Below are 16,160 nucleotides of genomic sequence, written 5' to 3'. Positions count from 1 at the left end.
ATCCTGGGAGCGCTTCGCACTCCAGCGGGAACAAGCTCCCTCACCGCAGAAGCTCCCTCGCCACACCGGTGCTATTCTGGCGGTTCATGCCGCCACGCCTGTTTCTGATGACTAACAAGAAAGATACCGTGCCTCTACCTGAAGACCTGCGGGTATTCCTGACCGTGATCCGCAAGGCCGGCTTTGCTGCGGCTGCCGACGAGCTGGGTTTGTCCCCGGCCTATGTCAGCAAGCGTATCCAGATTCTCGAAACCACCCTCGCCACCCGCCTGCTGCACCGCACCAGCCGCCGTATCGCCCTGACCGAAGACGGTGAGCGCGTGCAGCGATGGGCCGTGCGGATTCTCGAAGACTTCCAGCAACTGTCCGACGAGCTTTCCGACGCCCACGACAGCCCGCGCGGCCACCTGCACTTGTGCAGCAGCTTCGGTTTCGGCCGTAACCATGTGGCGCCAGCCTTGTCGCTATTGGCCGAACAATACCCGGACCTGGAGATTCGCCTGGACCTGTTTGATCGGGTGGTGGATATCGTCAGCGAGGGTTTCGACCTGGAGATTCGCGTGGGCGACGACATCCCCGGGCAACACATCGGTCGCCGGCTGGTGAGTAACCGGCGGGTGCTGTGTGCGGCGCCCGCCTACCTCGAACGCCGTGGTGTGCCGCAGCACTTGAGCGACCTGGAACAGCACGACTGCCTGGTGCTCAAGGAGCGCGACAACGCGTTTGGCATCTGGCACCTGGAGCGCGATGGCGTGCAGGACAGCGTGCGCGTGCGCGGCCCGTTATCGTCGAATAACGGCGAGATCGTTTTGCAATGGGCCCTGGACGGACGCGGCGTGTTGCTGCGTTCGATGTGGGACGTGAAGCCGCTGCTGGAGCAAGGGAAACTGGTGCAGGTGCTGCACGACTACACCCAGAGCGCCAACGTGTGGGCGGTTTACCCGACGCGGTTGGCCTACTCCGGGAAGTTGCGGGCGTGTGTGGAGTTTTTGCAGGAGCACTTCAAAGGGTTGTCGATCTGACGCCCCGGTGAGCCCTGAATCCCATCCATAACCCCATGACCACCAAGGCGCTCAACGGCAATCCATGGAACAACACAATCACCTGAGCCGGCGTCCACGTCAGGTAGAACGGCCCGACCACCAGCATGCCCATGCCGAAGCCGGCCATTTGAATCAGGGTCAATAAACTGAACAGCGGAAGGCGCAGGCTATCAGGCTCATTCTGGGCCCGGGAGATCAAGGCCACCTCGGACACACCGTCCCCCAGCCCTGCCCACACCACCAGCATCAATGCCAGCCAAAGCTCGGTTTGCTGGAAGGTCAGGATAAAGCCGCTGGACATCAGCGCTACGCCGGCCATGAACAGGCGCTCCATGCCTCGGTTGCCGCGGTTTTTTAAAACCGCACTGGCCAGGCGCGCGCCGACGAACTTGCCACACGCCCACACTGCCAGCAGATAACCCATGACGGTTTTTGCCGTGTCGGGAGAAATGTACTGGGACAGTACCGGCCAGCCGACGTTATGGGCAGCGCTGCCAAGCGTATCGAGCATGCTGATCAGCAACATGGCGGCCAGCACCGGCGCGCCCCGCAGCCCTTTCTTCAGCTCATGCCATTCCGCCGAGAGGGCCCGGTGCACGCCAACGGTGGCGAAGTACAGCCCGCGCAGCGGCAGGATCAGGCAAGCAGCGACGACATAGGTGCCAATGTTGACGGCAAACACCGCTTCAAATCCACCGGTGGCGATCAACAGTCCGGACAGCAAACTGCCGAAGACCGCACCGGTAGCGGCCGCTGAAGTGATCCACGCATTGGTGGAGACGCGCTGCTCGAGCGCCACCCAGGTTGGCAATTGACTGTTGAGGCCAATGGCAAACAGCGAATTGCACAAGCCGATCCCGAAGGCGATAAAGGGCAGCACGCTGAGCTGATGGGCCGGGATCAACAACAGCAGCGGCGTCAGCAACAGCGCCCGGGCAAGGTCCAGCCCGGCCAATGTGCCACGCCCGGCAAAGCGCCGGAAAAACGGGATGCCGAACAGACTGGCGACAATACCGCCGGTGACGCGGCATGCCAGAAAGAGACTGACAAACACCACGCTTTGGCTAAGCCAATAGACGTAGGTAGACAAGGCCACCATATTGAGGAACGCGCCAAAATCCGAAACGCCCCGGGCGAAGATGATCAGGCGGGCGTTTCGGGTCGAAAGCGCGAACTCGGGATTGCGGTTACACACACTGAAATTCCTTTTTCCGCGACGGGCCAACCTCCTTGTCGCGCCCCACTTAAGCTCACAGGTCTTGAAGTGTCAACTTGTGGGAGCTGTCGAGCTTTAGCGAGGCTGCGATGGGATCACCGCGGTGCACCTGCAGGAGCGCAGCGCCTGCATCGCAGCCTCGCTAAAGCTCGACAGCTCCCACCATTGATCTTGCTTGCCTTGAGTCAGTTAGTCACCCGAGCCAAGGATTGGCCGCCAGGTGCTCGCGCTCAAACGCCTTGATCTGCTCACTGCGCTGCAACGTCGTGCCGATAGCATCCAACCCCAACAACAACGCAGTCTTGCGCAACGTATCAATCTGAAACCCAATCACCTGCCCGTCAGCCAAAAGAATCTCCTGCGCCTCAAGATCCACACTGATCTGCGCCTGTTCAGGCTGACTCACCATCTGCCCCAAACGCTGCAACACCGCCTCCTCCAGCGTGATCAACAACACCCCATTACGCTGGCAGTTGTCATAGAAAATCCCCGCAAAGCTGCTGCCGATCAACGCGCGAATGCCCATCTGCTTCAAGCCCCACACCGCATGCTCCCGGCTGGAACCACAACCGAAGTTCGGCCCCACCACCATAAAGCTCGCGCCCTGCCACGCCGGCTGGTTCAGCACGAACTCCGGGTTAGGCTCGCCCGATGCCAAGAAGCGCAAATCAAAGAACAACCCGCGATCCAGCCCGTTACGGTCTATGCCCTTGAGAAACTGCTTGGGCATGATCACGTCAGTGTCGATATTGGCCGCCAGCATCGGTGCGGCCTTGCCGGTGATCCGGGTGAAGGGTTGCAGGCTCATGTGCGGTCTCCAAAGTGGCGAATATCCGTCAGGCGGCCGGTGATGGCAGCGGCGGCAACCATGGCCGGGCTCATCAGGTGCGTGCGGGCACCTGCGCCCTGGCGGCCTTCGAAGTTGCGGTTGGTGCTGGAGGCGCAGCGGTCGCCGGGTTCCAGCACGTCATCGTTCATCGCCAGGCACATCGAGCACCCGGACTGGCGCCATTCAAACCCGGCGTCGATAAAAATCGCGGCGAGGCCTTCGGCTTCGGCCTGGTCGCGTACTTCGGTGGAGCCCGGCACGATCATCGCCCGCACGTGGTCGGCCACGTGCTTGCCGCGCACGACGCTGGCGGCATCCCGCAGGTCTTCGATGCGGGCGTTGGTGCAGGAGCCGATAAACGCATGGCTGATGACGATCTCGCTCAGGGGCATGCCGGCTTCAAGGCCCATGTAGTTCAGGGCGCGGCGCATGTCCTGGCGCAGGATCAGGTCGCTGACGTCTTGCGGGTCCGGTACGCGGGCGCCGATGGGCGCGGCCTGGTCGGGGCTGGTGCCCCAGGTGACCATGGGCTCCAGGGCGGTGGCGTCCAGTTGCACTTCGAGGTCGAACACGGCGTCGGCATCCGAGTGCAGTTGGCGCCAACCCACGAGGGCGCGCTCCCACAACTCGCCCTTCGGCGCGCGGGGTTTGCCCTTGAGGTAGGCAAAGACTTTTTCGTCCGGCGCCATGAACGCACCACGGGCGCCCGCCTCCACCGCCATGTTGCAGATGGTCATCCGCGCCTCGACGCTCAGGGCATCAATGGTCGAACCGCAAAACTCAATGGCGTAGCCGGTGGCACCCGAAGCGCCGATCTTGCCGATCAGCGCCATGATCACGTCCTTGGAGGTCAGGCCGTGGGCCAGTTCGCCATCCACGGTCACGCGCAGGCTTTTCAGGCGTTTGTAGACCAGGGTTTGCGAGGCCAGCAAATGCTCGATTTCCGAGGTGCCGATGCCAAAGCCGAATGCGCCCAAGGCACCGTAGGTGGTGGTGTGGCTGTCGCCGGCGGCGATCACCATGCCCGGCAGGATAAAGCCCTGCTCCGGGGCGATCACGTGTTCAATGCCTTGGCGCTTGTCGAGGATATCCAACAGCTCAATTCCGAAATCCCGGCAGTTTTCCGCCAGGTACGACACTTGGCGCGCGCCGCCCGCATCCGGCATGGTCGCGATGCGCTTGGGTGTGGTGGGGTTTACATGGTCGACCACCGCCAGCGCCGTGCCGGGACGCCATACGCCACGGCCTGCCTCGCGCAAGCCGCTGAAAGCTTGCGGGCTGGTGTATTCATTAATGACCTGACGGTCGATATACAGCAGCACATGGCCCTGGTCATCCAGGCGGCACACCGTATGGGAGTCGATGTGTTTGTCGTAGAGGGTTCTGGCAGAAGTCATTATTGGGCTCGCTCAACGGTATGACTCCATCATAGGCAGCGCCCCTGCCCCATCAATCCCGCCTTGGTGATGACTCGAAACATGTTTCGTGTTGCATGAATGGCTATCCGAAACATTTTCTTTCATATCCACCTTAGGGTTTTGCATTTCTCATCCGTCTTAACTTAGATACAGCCGCTCGCGTCAGCAAAAGCTACGGGCGGCGTTTTCCGGGCCTTTACCGCCTCTCTCCGATCAAGACCCTCATTCACATGTCGAAGAAGTCACGCTCAAAACTCTGGTTTCTCGTGCACAGCTGGCTGGCCTTGCCCATCTGGTTCTTTGTGCTGATCGTCTGTGTCACCGGCACCCTGGCGGTGGTCAGCCAGGAAATCGTCTGGCTGGCCAACCCGGACATCCGCGCCAGCAAGCCGTCGGACGATGCCGAACCGCTCACCTACGACCAAGTGATCGGCGCCATCAAGCGCGCCGAACCCCAGGTGATCGTCGAGTCCCTGAGCCGTCCGGATGAGTCGCACTTTGCCCTCAGCGCCAACCTCAGCTATCCCGATGGGCGCTCGCTGGAGGTCTACGTGAACCCTTATACCGGGGTGATCCAGGGCATCAGCCCGGCGTTCAACTTCCAGGCATTTACCCGTGCACTCCACGGCTGGTGGCTGGTGCCCTTCACCAACGGTTACAGCTGGGGCTGGTACCTGGTGTCGCTGCTGGGCCTGCCGCTGTTGGCGTCGCTGGTCACCGGCCTTGTGATCTACAAACGTTTCTGGAAAGGCTTTTTCAAGCCGACCCTGCGCTTCAACCATGGCGCGCGGATCTTCTGGGGCGACTTCCATCGATTGAGCGGCATCTGGTCGATCTGGTTTATCGCGGTGATCTCCATCACCGGCACCTGGTTCCTGATCGAGGCGACCCTCAGCGATAACCAGATCACCATTTCCAGCGAACCGATCGTCCCGGCGATTGCCCGCGACAAAGTGCCAATGTCCGCAGCGGGCGTACCGGCACCCATGATTCCACTGGACGAGGCGATCAATATCGCCACCCAACGTATCCCGGGGCTCGAGGCCAGCTTTGTGAGCCTGCCCAGCAACGCTTACAGCCACCTGCGCATCGGCGGGCGTGGCTGGTACCCGCTGATGTTCCAGACCGCGGAAATCAACCCGTACAACGGCGAAATAGCCGTCTCGCACCTGCTGTCCGACCGTTCAGCCCTGGAGTTCGTCACCGAATCCATGCGCCCCCTGCACACCGGGGATTTTGGCGGCCTCTGGATCAAGCTGATCTGGGCCTTCTTTGGCCTGGTGTTGAGCATGATGGTCTTGAGCGGCCTGCTGATCTGGACCAAACGCACGGCCCTGGCGACCCTCAACGCCCTGAAACGTGAAGCCAAGGCATCCCGGCAACCAGCAAAAACCCAGGTCTTGCAGGCTGAAACAACGGAGGGCAATCAATGAACAAGTCCATGACGGTTCAACCGCCCTCGCCACTGCGGGCCTTCTGGCTCAAGTGGCGCTTCCACATCAATATCCTGCTGTTGCTGGTACCCCTGGGCTTTATGCCCAAGTACTTTGCCGACGCGGCGCTGTTTCGCGGCGACAGCGGCCTGGGCGAACGGGAAGTCGGCGAAGTACAGGTCGGTCCCTGGAGCCTGAAGCTCGCCGAGTTGCGCAACGAGCCGCCGCGCCCCGACCCGGCGGGACCGATGAAATCCTTCAATGCCGCCCTGTGCGCCACCTGCATCGACCAGGTCAAGGCGACCTACCTGCGCATCGGCAAGCCCCGCAGCCTGCGGGCCGCCGGGGTGATTTTCTTCGGTACCCCGTACCGCATGGGCGCCATGCTGCCGATCCCCGAACGCACACCACTGGACGCCGAAGTGTGGATCACCATGGAAGGCTGGGACGGCGCCATGCACCAGGCCTCCATCCCCTTGAGCCAGGCATCGCCGGCCACCATCGACTGGCTGAAAAAACGAGGAGTTAAACCATGACTTTGCCGCAACTGGCCCGTACCGTTGGCGCGCTGATCCTCGGTGCCGGCTTCAGCACCGTTGCCCTGGCCCACAACCCGATGTGCGAATGCAAGGAGATCCCCGGCGAGCAGATCCAGTGCACCGGCGGTTTCTCCGATGGCAGCGGCGCGCCGGGGGTGACCCTGGATGTGATCGGCTACGACGAAACCATCCTGGTGCCCGGCAAGCTGGGGCAAGACTCGACGCTGACCTTCAAGAAACCGTCCGCCGAGTTCTACGTGTTGTTTGATGCCGGCCCCGGCCACGTGGTGGAAATCGATCAAGCGGATATCCAGCCCCAATGAGCCGTACAACCCAAGTGGTGCGCCCGGCCGGTGCCGGGCACGAAACCCTGTATGTCCTGCTGTTGTGCCTGATCATCCTCGCCGTTGCCGGCACCGTGGTGGCCTTGCGCGGTGAAAGCCAGGAGATCGCCGCCGTGCCCAGCCACCAACTGGACGCCCGCCGCGACCTCAGCGCCGCCGAGCAAGGCATCTACGCCGACCTGCGGGTGACCCTGGATGAAATCCACCTGCTGCAGGAAGAACACAGCGCCCTGCCGACGCCTGAGCAACTGGCGGCGGAAGGCTTTGCGCCCTTCGCCCAGGACGCCAGTTCGGTGAGCCGCGGCGACCATCGTTGGCAGTTGTTGGACGCGGCCTACCTGGGCCTGAGCCAGACACCGGACCTCAGCGGTTCGCTGTTGATGCGCATCCGGGGCGCCGAGCCGGATATCTGGCTCAACCGCAGCGCCAACCTCACCGCCCCCTCCGACCTCACTGACCAGGCGCTGATCAGCGCGGGATGGCAGCAAGTGGTCGCGCAATTCGATGCCGGTGTCACCCGCCAGCATCGCCATTGAATTCACGCTGTAGCGAGAGAAGACCATGTCTATTTCATCTCCATTATTACGTCTGGTGCTGATCGGCCTGATTACCGTGCTGCTGGCCCCATTCGCGAGTGCCGACCCTGCCAAACGCCTGCGCATCGGCATCACCCTGCATCCTTATTACAGCTACGTGGCCAATATCGTCGGCGACAAAGCCGAAGTCGTGCCGTTGATTCCGGCCGGCTTCAATCCCCATGCCTACGAACCTCGTGCCGAAGACATCAAGCGCATCGGCACCCTGGATGTGATCGTGCTCAATGGTGTCGGCCATGACGATTTCGCCGACCGCATGATCGCCACCAGTGAGCGCCCGGACATCCCGGTGATCGAAGCCAACGCCAACGTGCCGCTGCTGGCCGCCACCGGCAACGCCGCCCGCGGTGCCGGCAAGGTGGTCAACCCGCACACCTTTCTGTCCATCAGCGCCTCGATTGCCCAGGTGAACAACATCGCCCGGGAACTGGGCAAACTCGACCCGGACAACGCCAAGACCTACAACCAGAACGCCCGGGCCTACGGCAAGCGTCTGCGCCAGATGCGCGCCGACGCCCTGGCCAAGCTCACCAGCGCACCCAACCCTGACCTGCGGGTGGCCACGGTGCACGCGGCGTATGACTACCTGCTGCGGGAGTTCGGCCTGGAAGTCACCGCCGTGGTGGAACCGGCCCACGGCATCGAGCCGAGCCCCAGCCAGTTAAAGAAAACCATCGACCAACTGCGGGAACTGGATGTGAAAGTGATCTTCTCGGAGATGGACTTCCCGTCCAGCTACGTCGACACCATCCAGCGTGAATCAGGCGTGAAGCTGTACCCGCTGTCGCACATCTCCTATGGCGACTACAGCGCGGAAAAGTACGAAGTGGAAATGACCGGCAACCTCAATACCGTGGTGCGAGCCATTCAGGAGTCCGGGGCATGACGGCGGCTGAACACTTGAGCGTGGCCAGCGTTGGCCCGACCCTCGACTTCAATAACGTGGCGCTGACCCTGGGCCGCACGGTGATCCTCGACGCGGTGAGCTTCCAGGTCCAGCCCGGCAGTATTCATGCGCTGGTGGGCCCCAACGGCGGCGGAAAGAGTTCGCTGATCAAGACCCTGCTGGGGCAAACGCCGCACGAGGGCCAGTTGAGCCTGCACTGGCCGGACGCACCCGGCACCATCGGCTATGTGCCCCAGGCGCTGGAGTTCGACCGGGGCTTGCCGATGACCGTCGACGACTTCATGGCTGCGATGTGCCAGCGGCGTCCGGCGTTTCTCGGGTTGTCCAAACACTACGCTGCCGCGATTGGCGACGCACTGGAGCGGGTTGGCATGCAGGACAAGCGCAAACGGCGCATGGGCGCGTTGTCTGGCGGGGAACGCCAGCGGGTGCTGCTGGCCCAGGGCTTGATCCCGGCGCCGCAATTGCTGGTGCTGGACGAACCGATGTCGGCGCTGGATGAAGCTGGCATCCAGGTGTTCGAGCGCCTGTTGAACGACTGGCGCAAGGCCGGGATCACCGTGCTGTGGATCGAGCATGACCTGGAAGCCGTCGGCCGCCTGGCTGACCGCGTTACCGGCCTGAACCGCCGCGTGCTGTTCGATGCGACGCCCAAGGAGGCGCTGACCCCGGACCGCCTGCTGACCCTGTTCTCCACCCACCCACGGAGCCCGGCCTTATGAGCTACGAAGCCTTTCGCTTGATGGTCCAGGGCTGGGCGTCTTCCGGGTATTTGCCGGAAGCGCTCGCCTATGGGTTTGTGGTCAACGCGCTGCTCGCCGGGCTGCTGATCGGCCCGGTATTGGGCGGTCTGGGCACGCTGGTGGTGGTCAAGCGCTTTGCGTTCTTTTCCGAAGCGGTGGGCCATGCCGCCTTGACCGGCGTGGCCGTGGGTATTCTGCTGGGGGAACCCTACACCGGGCCTTACGGCAGCCTGTTCGGCTACTGCCTGTTGTTCGGGATCCTGCTCAACTACTTGCGCAACCGCACCGGTCTGGCGCCGGATACCTTGATCGGCGTGTTCCTCTCGGTGTCCCTGGCCCTGGGGGCGAGCCTGCTGCTGATTCTGGCGGGCAAGATCAACGTGCACATCCTGGAAAACGTGCTGTTCGGCTCAGTGCTGACGGTGAATGGCAATGACTTGCTGGTGCTGGCAATTGTCGGCTCACTGGTGATGGCCCTGGCCCTGCCGCTGTACAACCGCATCATGCTCGCCAGCTTCAACCCGCAACTGGCAGCGGTACGCGGGGTGGCGGTGAAGACCCTGGACTATCTGTTCGTGATCCTGGTGACGCTGATCACCGTTGCGGCGGTCAAGGTCATCGGCGCGATCCTGGTGGGTGCGTTGCTGGTGATCCCGGCGGCTGCCGCACGCCTGTTGAGCCAGTCACTCAAGGGCTTCTTCTGGATCTCGGTGGTAATCGCCACCGTCAGCACCCTGTGCGGGATCCTGCTGCCAATCATCTTCGACCTGCCGATTCCGTCCGGTGCCGCGATCATCCTGGTCGCCGGTATCGCCTTCGCCCTCGCCGCCATTGCTCGCGGCACGGTCCCCAGCCTGAAAGGGAATCTTGGATAATGCGCCCGATGTTTCGACCACTGCTGCTGGCCCTGGCCATTGCCACACCGGCATTCGCCGCCGACGGCGTCAAGCCGCTACAGATCACCGCCAACCAAGGCATCGGCCATGCTGCCTTGAACAAGGCCCAGGCGACAAAGCCGGTGAAAGTCCTCGCCGCCTTGCCGATCACCTATGGCTTGGCGCAGGTGTTGCTCAAAGGCACCGACGTGCAGCTTGAACGCGCGGCACCGGCCAACCTGCCCGGCTCACGGCAAATCGCCTATTTCACCGGGCGCGGTGCGCAGGCATTGAACACCCTGGCACTGGACGCCGACGCGGCCATCGGCCTGCGCTCGTTGTGGCCGAATGACCCGCTGTACCCGGTGGCCCGGCGCAGTAACATCCGCATCGTCGAAGTCGACGCCGCCCGCCCGGTGGACGGTGGTTTGCCGGGAATTGCCGTGCAGCCGGGCGCCACCGACGGCCTGAACAGCCAGCCATGGCAGGCCAGTAACAACATGGGGCGCATGGCCGATGTGATGGCCGCCGACCTGAGTCGCCTGGCCCCCGAGGCCAAGCCGCAGATCGAGGTCAACCTGGCCGCGCTCAAGCAACGCTTGCTCAAGCTCACTGCCGACAGCGAGGCGCGACTGGCCAAGGCCGATAACCTGACGGTGGCCAGCCTGAGCGATCATTTTGGTTACCTCGTCAGTGGCTTGAACCTGGAACTGGTCAGCACCGATGCGCGGGCTGATACCGAGTGGACACCCGAGGCTTTGCAGCAACTGAGCGAAGGCTTGAAGGAGAACGAGGTGGCCGTGGTGCTGCATCATCGCAAGCCAAGCGATGCGGTGCAGGCGGCTGTCACGGCGGGTGGGGCGAAGTTGCTGGTGCTGGGCACCGATGGCGCCGACCCGGTGGCAGAGCTGGAGGGCAATGTGGATCAGGTAATCAAGGCGCTGTAACGCGCCTCTCACAGGCAAAACACAGTAAATGTGGGAGCGGGCTTGCTCGCGAAAGCGGTGTGACAGTCGACACATACAGTGACTGACACGACGCCTTCGCGAGCAAGCCCGCTCCCACATTTGGATCTGTGTTTTGCCCGAGGTCTGGGTCAACCCGCGAACCCGCAAGCCAAGCGATGCGGTGCAGGCGGCGGTCACGGCGTTGCTGGTGCTGGGCACCGATGGCGCCGACCCGGTGGCAGAGCTGGAGGGCAATGTGGATCAAGTGATCAAGACGCTGTAACGCGCCTCTCACAGGCAAAACACAGTAAATGTGGGAGCGGGCTTGCTCGCGAAAGCGGTGTGACAGTCGACACAGACAGTGACTGACACGGCGCCTTCGCGAGCAAGCCCGCTCCCACATTGGGTTTTATGTGATGCCCGAGACCTGGATCAGCCCGCCAACGCCTGGCTGTCCATCTTCTGGCGTAGGCTCAACGGGCGCATGTCGGTCCACACTTCTTCGATGTAGGCCAGGCACTCTTTCTTCATCCCGCTCTTGCCCACGGTGCGCCAGCCTTCCGGCACGGCCTTGTAGTCGGGCCAGATGGAATATTGTTCTTCATGGTTGACCACTACCTGAAACAGGATGTCTTCGCGGTCGAATACTGAGGTCATTGCTGTTCTCCGTCGGTGTAAGGCTGGCTGCGCACCACGCACAGCTGATGTAAGAAAGAACGTGCCAGCCCGGTAAAAAATTAGAGGCTGGCGACCGCTGCCGCCAGGGCGCGACCAAAGATCTCGGCCACACGGTCGATTTCTGCGGCGGTAATCACCAGCGGCGGCAGGAAACGCACAACGCTGCCATGGCGACCGCCCAGTTCAAGGATCAGCCCGCGCTTGAGGCATTCACGCTGTACCAGTGGCGCCAGTTGGCGATTCACCGGCGGATGGCCTTGGGTGTCGGGCGCACCGGCGGGGTCCACCAGTTCAACCCCGAGCATCAGCCCACGGCCACGAATGTCCCCCAACTGCGGGAAGTCGCGCTGCAAAATGCGCAGGTGTTCGCTGAGGCGCTCACCCATCGCCGCCGCGTGGGCGGGAATATCGTGGTCTTTGAGGTAGCGCATCACTGCCGAACCGGCGGCCATGGCCATCTGATTGCCACGGAAGGTTCCGGCATGGGCGCCCGGCAACCAGGTGTCGAGCCAGTCGCGATACACCACCACCGCCAGCGGCAGGCTGCCGCCGATAGCCTTGGACAACACCACCACGTCCGGGACGATGCCAGCGTGTTCGAAGGCAAACATCTTGCCGGTACGACCAAAGCCACTCTGGATTTCGTCAACGATCAGTGCCACACCGGCTTGTTCGGTAATACGGCGCAGGCCACGCAGCCAGTCGAGATCGGCCGGGATCACGCCGCCCTCGCCCTGCACCACTTCAACGATCACGGCTGCCGGCAGCAAAACACCGGCCTCGGGGTCGTTGAGCAGGTTTTCCAGGTAATGCAGGTTGACCTTGACCCCTTCCGCCCCACCCAGCCCGAACGGGCAACGGTAGTCGTAGGGAAACGGCAGGAATTGCACGCCATTACCGAGCAAGGCACCCAGCGGTTTTTTCGGACCCAGGCTGCCCATCAGGCTCAGGGCACCTTGGCTCATGCCGTGGTAACCGCCCTGGAACGACAACACCGTGCTGCGACCAGTGGCGGTGCGCACCAGTTTCAGCGCGGCTTCTACTGCATCGGTACCGGTTGGGCCGCAGAACTGTATCTTGGCTTCCCGCGCCAGCGCCGACGGCAACAGGCCGAACAGGTCCTGCACGAACTGATCCTTGACCGGTGTGGTCAGGTCCAGGGTGTGCAACGGCAATTCATCGCTCAACACCTGGCGAATCGCCTCGATCACCACCGGATGGTTATGCCCCAGCGCCAGGGTGCCGGCACCGGCCAGGCAGTCGATAAAGCTGCGGCCTTCGACGTCCTCGACGTAAATCCCGCGGGCGCGCTTGAGTGCCAGGGGAATGCGCCGAGGGTAGCTGCGAGCATTGGATTCCTGCTGGCGCTGGCGGGCCAGCAGCGGGGTTTCGTCGAACTGGTAGAGCGTTTCCGCAGGGACCGCTTGGGTCTCTTCAATACGGCTGGTAGCGACTGACATTTCCAGATCCCTCAATACGCTGATGATGGTGACCAAACTGCCAACCCGTTGGCGTCTGGCCCAAGGGCAACGCACGGATTTCCTGTTCTGGAAACGCATCAGCGAGCAGAGGATTTACACCTGTGGTCGTTAAAAACCGCTTTAGCGGATTTACCCGGCAACCCCGGTGTATTTTTCATTCAACGCATACAGGATTGCGCAGGTCTCTGCATCCAGCCGCCCGCTGTAGTCAGCGGGACGAAAATGCATCTGAAACGCGCGGACGCGCTGCTGAAAACCCAGGCGATTTTTCGCTGGGGCATAACCGTAGCGCTGAAACGCCCGTTCGGCTTCAACCTCCAGCGGCAGGCCGATGTCGAACCGGCGTTGATAGGCCATCTTGGCCGACTCATCGAACCAGGCACCCACCCCCACCTCGAACAGGCAGCGCCAAGGCAGCCGAGGGCCGGGATCGCTCTTGCGCCAATAGGCAATGTCCGAGTGGCCGAGGATGTCAGTAGGACCGATCGCCGGGTAACGCCCCTGAATGTCGCGAATCAGGGCAATCAACACGTCGATCTGTTCAGGCCCATACGCGGGAAAGGTAAACACACCAGCGTCATCCCGGGCCTGATTAACGATTTCAATCCCGATCGAGCAGCTATTGAGGTTGTCGCGACCGGCCCAGTGGCTGGCACCGGCATGCCAGGCACGCTGCGCTTCGTCCACCAGGCGGAACACCCGCAGTTCGTCGTAACCGGCGGCGCGGTAGCTGGCGTCATGGGGGTCAACCAACAGGTAGTGAGCACTGACACCGTCGCGGGTCAGCGTACGCAATGACGAGGCAAAGGGCGCTGCGGTGTAATGCACAATCACCTGGCGCACAGCTTCGCCATTGCGTGGGTTAAAGCTTTTTGCGGGAAACGTGGAATCGATGACCAACATAGGCGCTGTCCTTTTCAACACAGGCTGAGTCATTCAGCCCGTTCAAACACAAAAAAATGACCGCCATCCTGAAGCGTTGCGCTTGAGGGTGGCGGTAGCTATTTGTGCCGTGAAAAGAAAGTTCAGCGACGCAACGGCATGCCCAGGTCGACACGCATGCCATCTGCCTGGCTGTCGAATTTCAAGGAGCACGAGCAACGCTGCACAATCGCCTGCACAATCGCCAGCCCCAGGCCGCAACCGGGGCTGTTGCCATTGCGCCAGAAGCGTTGGGTCAGGTGCTGCAAGTCTTCGCTGGAAATCGGCGCGCCGTGGTCACGTACCCGGAACACCACATTATCGCCAGCGCTGGACACACTCAGTTCCACCCGGGTATCAGGCGGGGTGTGGCGCAAGGCGTTGTCCAGCAGGTTGCGCAAGGCGGCGACGGCCAGGCCCACCGGCATTTCCACCGGCTTTTCGGACAGACCGTCTGCCAGGATCAGGTCAATGCGCTGATTATCGCCGCCATTGGCGTCCTGGATCGCCAGTTGTGCGACCTGCTCGGCACTCGATTGCAGGCCGTCATCAAACGACAGGCTGCCTTCAACCCGCGCCAGCAGCAGTAACTGCTCGAGTGTGCGATGCAAGCGGTCGGCGCCCTCCTCGGCATGGGCCAGGGACTGGTCACGGGCGGCGCCTTCGGTCATGCGTGCCACTTGCAGGTGGGTTTTGATCGCGGTCAAGGGGCTGCGCAGTTCGTGGGCCGCGTCGCCGGTCAAGCGGCGTTCGCGCTCGATGGTCTTGGCGATGCGTTGCAGCAGTTGGTTCTGGGTGTCGAGCAGCGGTTTAAGTTCGCTGGGCAGCGGGCTGATCTGCAAGGGTTCGAGGGAGTCCGCACTGCGACGCATCAAGGCGTCACGCATGCGGTTGAGTGGCAACAGGCTCTGGCCGATCCCCAGCCACAACAGGCACAGGCAGCCCAGCAGCGCCACTCCCACCGGCACCGAAGCGGCCAGCAGGATCGACAGGTTCAAGGCTTCACGCTCCACCTGCCGGTCGGCGGTGGTGATAAACAAATCGCCACGGGACAGGGTAAAGCTGCGCCAGCCCACGCCGTCAATCATCTGGTCGCGAAAGCCGCTTTTGCGCGACTCCAGGCCCTGATCCGGGGTGGTGTGGCTGCGGGCGAGCACCACCCCGCGCAAGGAGCTGACCTGGCACGCCATGCCACCCGGTACATTCAATTGTTCGGCGCTGAAGTGCGCCCCCTCACCCGTGCTCGACAGCCCCGGCATCTGCTCCATCAGCCCCGCGACCATACGCGCCGACGCCACCAGGCGCTGGTCGAGGGAAAACATCATCTGGTTGCGCAGATCGTTGAGCATCCACGCGGCAGCCAGGGCCCAGATCAGCACAAAGGCCGCGCCGAGCTTGAAGGTCAGCCGCAGGCGCAGGCTCATCACGAAGCGTCCTCTCCACCGTCAGCCGGGCCCAGGCGATAGCCCAGGCCGCGCACGGTTTCGACGATGCCATTGCCGAGTTTGCGCCGCAGGTGGTGGATGTGCACGTTGAGGGCGTTGCTTTCCAGTTCGTCGTTAAGCCCGTAAACGCTGTCCTTGAGCTGCTCGCTGGAGAGTACCCGGCCGCGGTTTTGCAGCAGGGCCTGCAACAACGCCTGCTCGCGGCGGGAGAGGTCTACCGACTCCCCGCCCAACAGGGTTTCGCGGCTGCTGGGGTTGTAGGTCAGGCGCCCGTGTTCGATCAGGTTGACGCTGCGCCCGGCCACCCGGCGCAACAGGGTGTGCAGGCGCGCGGCGAGTTCGCGCAGGTCGAAGGGTTTCAGCAGGTAATCGTCGGCACCGGCTTGCAGGCCGTCGACGCGGTTGGTCACCGAATCCCGCGCGGTGAGGATCAGCACCGGGATCTCCAGGCCCTGGCTGCGCAATTGCTGCAGCAGCTTCAAGCCGTCTTCATCCGGCAGGCCGAGGTCGAGTACCATCACGTCGAACTCCGCCACCTTGAGCATCGCCCGGGCAGCGGCAGCCGTGCCGACGCGCTCGACGGTCAGCCCCTGGGCGCTGAGCCCGGCAACAATGCCGCTGGCGATCAGTTCGTCGTCTTCACAGACCAGTACGTGCATGGTGAACCCTTTGCAAAATGTGAAGGTGATTAAAAAGGGAGTGGATTAAGCGCACATTATGCCGCCAGCCCGCGTAAACCCGGATA

Annotated in this window: 18 protein-coding genes; 10 read left to right on the top strand and 8 right to left on the bottom strand. The window is 62.6% G+C overall.

Going from position 1 to position 16,160, the window contains the following annotated elements; genetic code table 11:
- The first annotated feature begins 107 nt into the window (after nt 1-107).
- Entirely contained in the window at nt 108-1,022 is a 915-nt protein-coding gene (locus BLU46_RS26375; protein ID WP_197680870.1) for a LysR substrate-binding domain-containing protein, read from the top strand.
- On the opposite strand, the gene BLU46_RS26370 is transcribed toward BLU46_RS26375, so the two are convergent.
- From BLU46_RS26370 to leuC, 3 genes are all read right to left on the bottom strand, one after another.
- Complete coding sequence (locus BLU46_RS26370) at nt 1,003-2,238, bottom strand: MFS transporter (RefSeq protein WP_093207749.1); 1,236 nt, start codon at nt 2,236-2,238, stop codon at nt 1,003-1,005. The two genes, BLU46_RS26375 and BLU46_RS26370, sit on opposite strands and share 20 nt — an antisense overlap.
- Nucleotides 2,239-2,452: 214 nt before the next feature.
- Nucleotides 2,453-3,067, bottom strand: a complete 615-nt coding sequence (leuD, locus tag BLU46_RS26365; protein ID WP_063028386.1) for a 3-isopropylmalate dehydratase small subunit — start codon at nt 3,065-3,067, stop codon at nt 2,453-2,455.
- Nucleotides 3,064-4,485, bottom strand: a complete 1,422-nt coding sequence (gene leuC / locus BLU46_RS26360; RefSeq protein WP_093207746.1) for a 3-isopropylmalate dehydratase large subunit — start codon at nt 4,483-4,485, stop codon at nt 3,064-3,066. The genes leuD and leuC overlap by 4 nt, the downstream gene beginning before the upstream one ends.
- A gap of 251 nt (nt 4,486-4,736) precedes the next feature.
- Between leuC and BLU46_RS26355 the strand changes: the two genes are divergently transcribed.
- The 9 genes from BLU46_RS26355 (at nt 4,737) to BLU46_RS32945 (ending at nt 11,173) form a co-directional block, all read left to right on the top strand.
- A complete protein-coding gene (locus BLU46_RS26355) occupies nt 4,737-5,939 on the top strand; it encodes a PepSY-associated TM helix domain-containing protein (protein WP_093207743.1) in 1,203 nt (400 codons plus the stop codon).
- Entirely contained in the window at nt 5,936-6,475 is a 540-nt protein-coding gene (locus tag BLU46_RS26350) for a hypothetical protein (protein ID WP_063028380.1), read from the top strand. Before BLU46_RS26355 ends, BLU46_RS26350 begins: the two co-directional genes overlap by 4 nt.
- The gene (locus BLU46_RS26345; RefSeq protein ID WP_063028378.1) at nt 6,472-6,801 is read left to right on the top strand and encodes a hypothetical protein; all 330 of its coding nucleotides are present in this window, start codon (nt 6,472-6,474) and stop codon (nt 6,799-6,801) included. The genes BLU46_RS26350 and BLU46_RS26345 overlap by 4 nt, the downstream gene beginning before the upstream one ends.
- Nucleotides 6,798-7,358, top strand: a complete 561-nt coding sequence (locus tag BLU46_RS26340; RefSeq protein ID WP_093207740.1) for a DUF6162 family protein — start codon at nt 6,798-6,800, stop codon at nt 7,356-7,358. The genes BLU46_RS26345 and BLU46_RS26340 overlap by 4 nt, the downstream gene beginning before the upstream one ends.
- 25 nt (nt 7,359-7,383) lie before the next feature.
- Complete coding sequence (locus BLU46_RS26335; protein ID WP_093207737.1) at nt 7,384-8,304, top strand: metal ABC transporter substrate-binding protein; 921 nt, start codon at nt 7,384-7,386, stop codon at nt 8,302-8,304.
- Nucleotides 8,301-9,047 carry a metal ABC transporter ATP-binding protein gene (locus BLU46_RS26330; protein ID WP_093207731.1) on the top strand — a complete coding sequence of 249 codons (747 nt, stop codon included), beginning with the start codon at nt 8,301-8,303 and terminating at the stop codon, nt 9,045-9,047. The genes BLU46_RS26335 and BLU46_RS26330 overlap by 4 nt, the downstream gene beginning before the upstream one ends.
- Nucleotides 9,044-9,943, top strand: a complete 900-nt coding sequence (locus BLU46_RS26325) for a metal ABC transporter permease (RefSeq protein ID WP_029300631.1) — start codon at nt 9,044-9,046, stop codon at nt 9,941-9,943. The genes BLU46_RS26330 and BLU46_RS26325 overlap by 4 nt, the downstream gene beginning before the upstream one ends.
- A complete protein-coding gene (locus BLU46_RS26320; RefSeq protein WP_093207728.1) occupies nt 9,943-10,890 on the top strand; it encodes a metal ABC transporter solute-binding protein, Zn/Mn family in 948 nt (315 codons plus the stop codon). Before BLU46_RS26325 ends, BLU46_RS26320 begins: the two co-directional genes overlap by 1 nt.
- 133 nt (nt 10,891-11,023) lie before the next feature.
- Nucleotides 11,024-11,173 (top strand): hypothetical protein, encoded by a 150-nt coding sequence (locus tag BLU46_RS32945; protein ID WP_373568948.1) that lies wholly within the window; start codon nt 11,024-11,026, stop codon nt 11,171-11,173.
- A 149-nt stretch (nt 11,174-11,322) separates the two neighbouring features.
- On the opposite strand, the gene BLU46_RS26315 is transcribed toward BLU46_RS32945, so the two are convergent.
- The 5 genes from BLU46_RS26315 to BLU46_RS26295 form a co-directional block, all read right to left on the bottom strand.
- A complete protein-coding gene (locus BLU46_RS26315; protein WP_003209001.1) occupies nt 11,323-11,547 on the bottom strand; it encodes an MbtH family protein in 225 nt (74 codons plus the stop codon).
- 80 nt (nt 11,548-11,627) lie between these two features.
- A complete protein-coding gene (locus BLU46_RS26310) occupies nt 11,628-13,028 on the bottom strand; it encodes an aspartate aminotransferase family protein (protein WP_093207726.1) in 1,401 nt (466 codons plus the stop codon).
- A gap of 150 nt (nt 13,029-13,178) precedes the next feature.
- Nucleotides 13,179-13,952 carry an N-acetylmuramoyl-L-alanine amidase gene (locus tag BLU46_RS26305; protein WP_093207723.1) on the bottom strand — a complete coding sequence of 258 codons (774 nt, stop codon included), beginning with the start codon at nt 13,950-13,952 and terminating at the stop codon, nt 13,179-13,181.
- Nucleotides 13,953-14,074: 122 nt separating this feature from the next.
- Complete coding sequence (locus BLU46_RS26300) at nt 14,075-15,394, bottom strand: ATP-binding protein (RefSeq protein ID WP_017479473.1); 1,320 nt, start codon at nt 15,392-15,394, stop codon at nt 14,075-14,077.
- Entirely contained in the window at nt 15,394-16,074 is a 681-nt protein-coding gene (locus tag BLU46_RS26295) for a response regulator (protein ID WP_003209011.1), read from the bottom strand. Before BLU46_RS26295 ends, BLU46_RS26300 begins: the two co-directional genes overlap by 1 nt.
- Nucleotides 16,075-16,160 lie beyond the last annotated feature (86 nt).

Origin of the sequence: Pseudomonas yamanorum (assembly GCF_900105735.1) — a bacterium.
Lineage (GTDB): Bacteria > Pseudomonadota > Gammaproteobacteria > Pseudomonadales > Pseudomonadaceae > Aquipseudomonas > Aquipseudomonas yamanorum.
Note: the sequence above shows the minus strand (reverse complement) of the source record. Positions and strands in the feature narration are given on the sequence as shown.

Coding starts and splice junctions, on each gene's coding strand:
- BLU46_RS26375 (WP_197680870.1), top strand. CDS start 108: ATGACTAACAAGAAAGATACCGTGCCTCTACCTGAAGACCTGCGGGTA.
- leuD (WP_063028386.1), bottom strand. CDS start 3,067: ATGAGCCTGCAACCCTTCACCCGGATCACCGGCAAGGCCGCACCGATG.
- leuC (WP_093207746.1), bottom strand. CDS start 4,485: ATGACTTCTGCCAGAACCCTCTACGACAAACACATCGACTCCCATACG.
- BLU46_RS26355 (WP_093207743.1), top strand. CDS start 4,737: ATGTCGAAGAAGTCACGCTCAAAACTCTGGTTTCTCGTGCACAGCTGG.
- BLU46_RS26350 (WP_063028380.1), top strand. CDS start 5,936: ATGAACAAGTCCATGACGGTTCAACCGCCCTCGCCACTGCGGGCCTTC.
- BLU46_RS26345 (WP_063028378.1), top strand. CDS start 6,472: ATGACTTTGCCGCAACTGGCCCGTACCGTTGGCGCGCTGATCCTCGGT.
- BLU46_RS26340 (WP_093207740.1), top strand. CDS start 6,798: ATGAGCCGTACAACCCAAGTGGTGCGCCCGGCCGGTGCCGGGCACGAA.
- BLU46_RS26335 (WP_093207737.1), top strand. CDS start 7,384: ATGTCTATTTCATCTCCATTATTACGTCTGGTGCTGATCGGCCTGATT.
- BLU46_RS26330 (WP_093207731.1), top strand. CDS start 8,301: ATGACGGCGGCTGAACACTTGAGCGTGGCCAGCGTTGGCCCGACCCTC.
- BLU46_RS26325 (WP_029300631.1), top strand. CDS start 9,044: ATGAGCTACGAAGCCTTTCGCTTGATGGTCCAGGGCTGGGCGTCTTCC.
- BLU46_RS26320 (WP_093207728.1), top strand. CDS start 9,943: ATGCGCCCGATGTTTCGACCACTGCTGCTGGCCCTGGCCATTGCCACA.
- BLU46_RS26315 (WP_003209001.1), bottom strand. CDS start 11,547: ATGACCTCAGTATTCGACCGCGAAGACATCCTGTTTCAGGTAGTGGTC.
- BLU46_RS26310 (WP_093207726.1), bottom strand. CDS start 13,028: ATGTCAGTCGCTACCAGCCGTATTGAAGAGACCCAAGCGGTCCCTGCG.
- BLU46_RS26305 (WP_093207723.1), bottom strand. CDS start 13,952: ATGTTGGTCATCGATTCCACGTTTCCCGCAAAAAGCTTTAACCCACGC.
- BLU46_RS26300 (WP_017479473.1), bottom strand. CDS start 15,394: ATGAGCCTGCGCCTGCGGCTGACCTTCAAGCTCGGCGCGGCCTTTGTG.
- BLU46_RS26295 (WP_003209011.1), bottom strand. CDS start 16,074: ATGCACGTACTGGTCTGTGAAGACGACGAACTGATCGCCAGCGGCATT.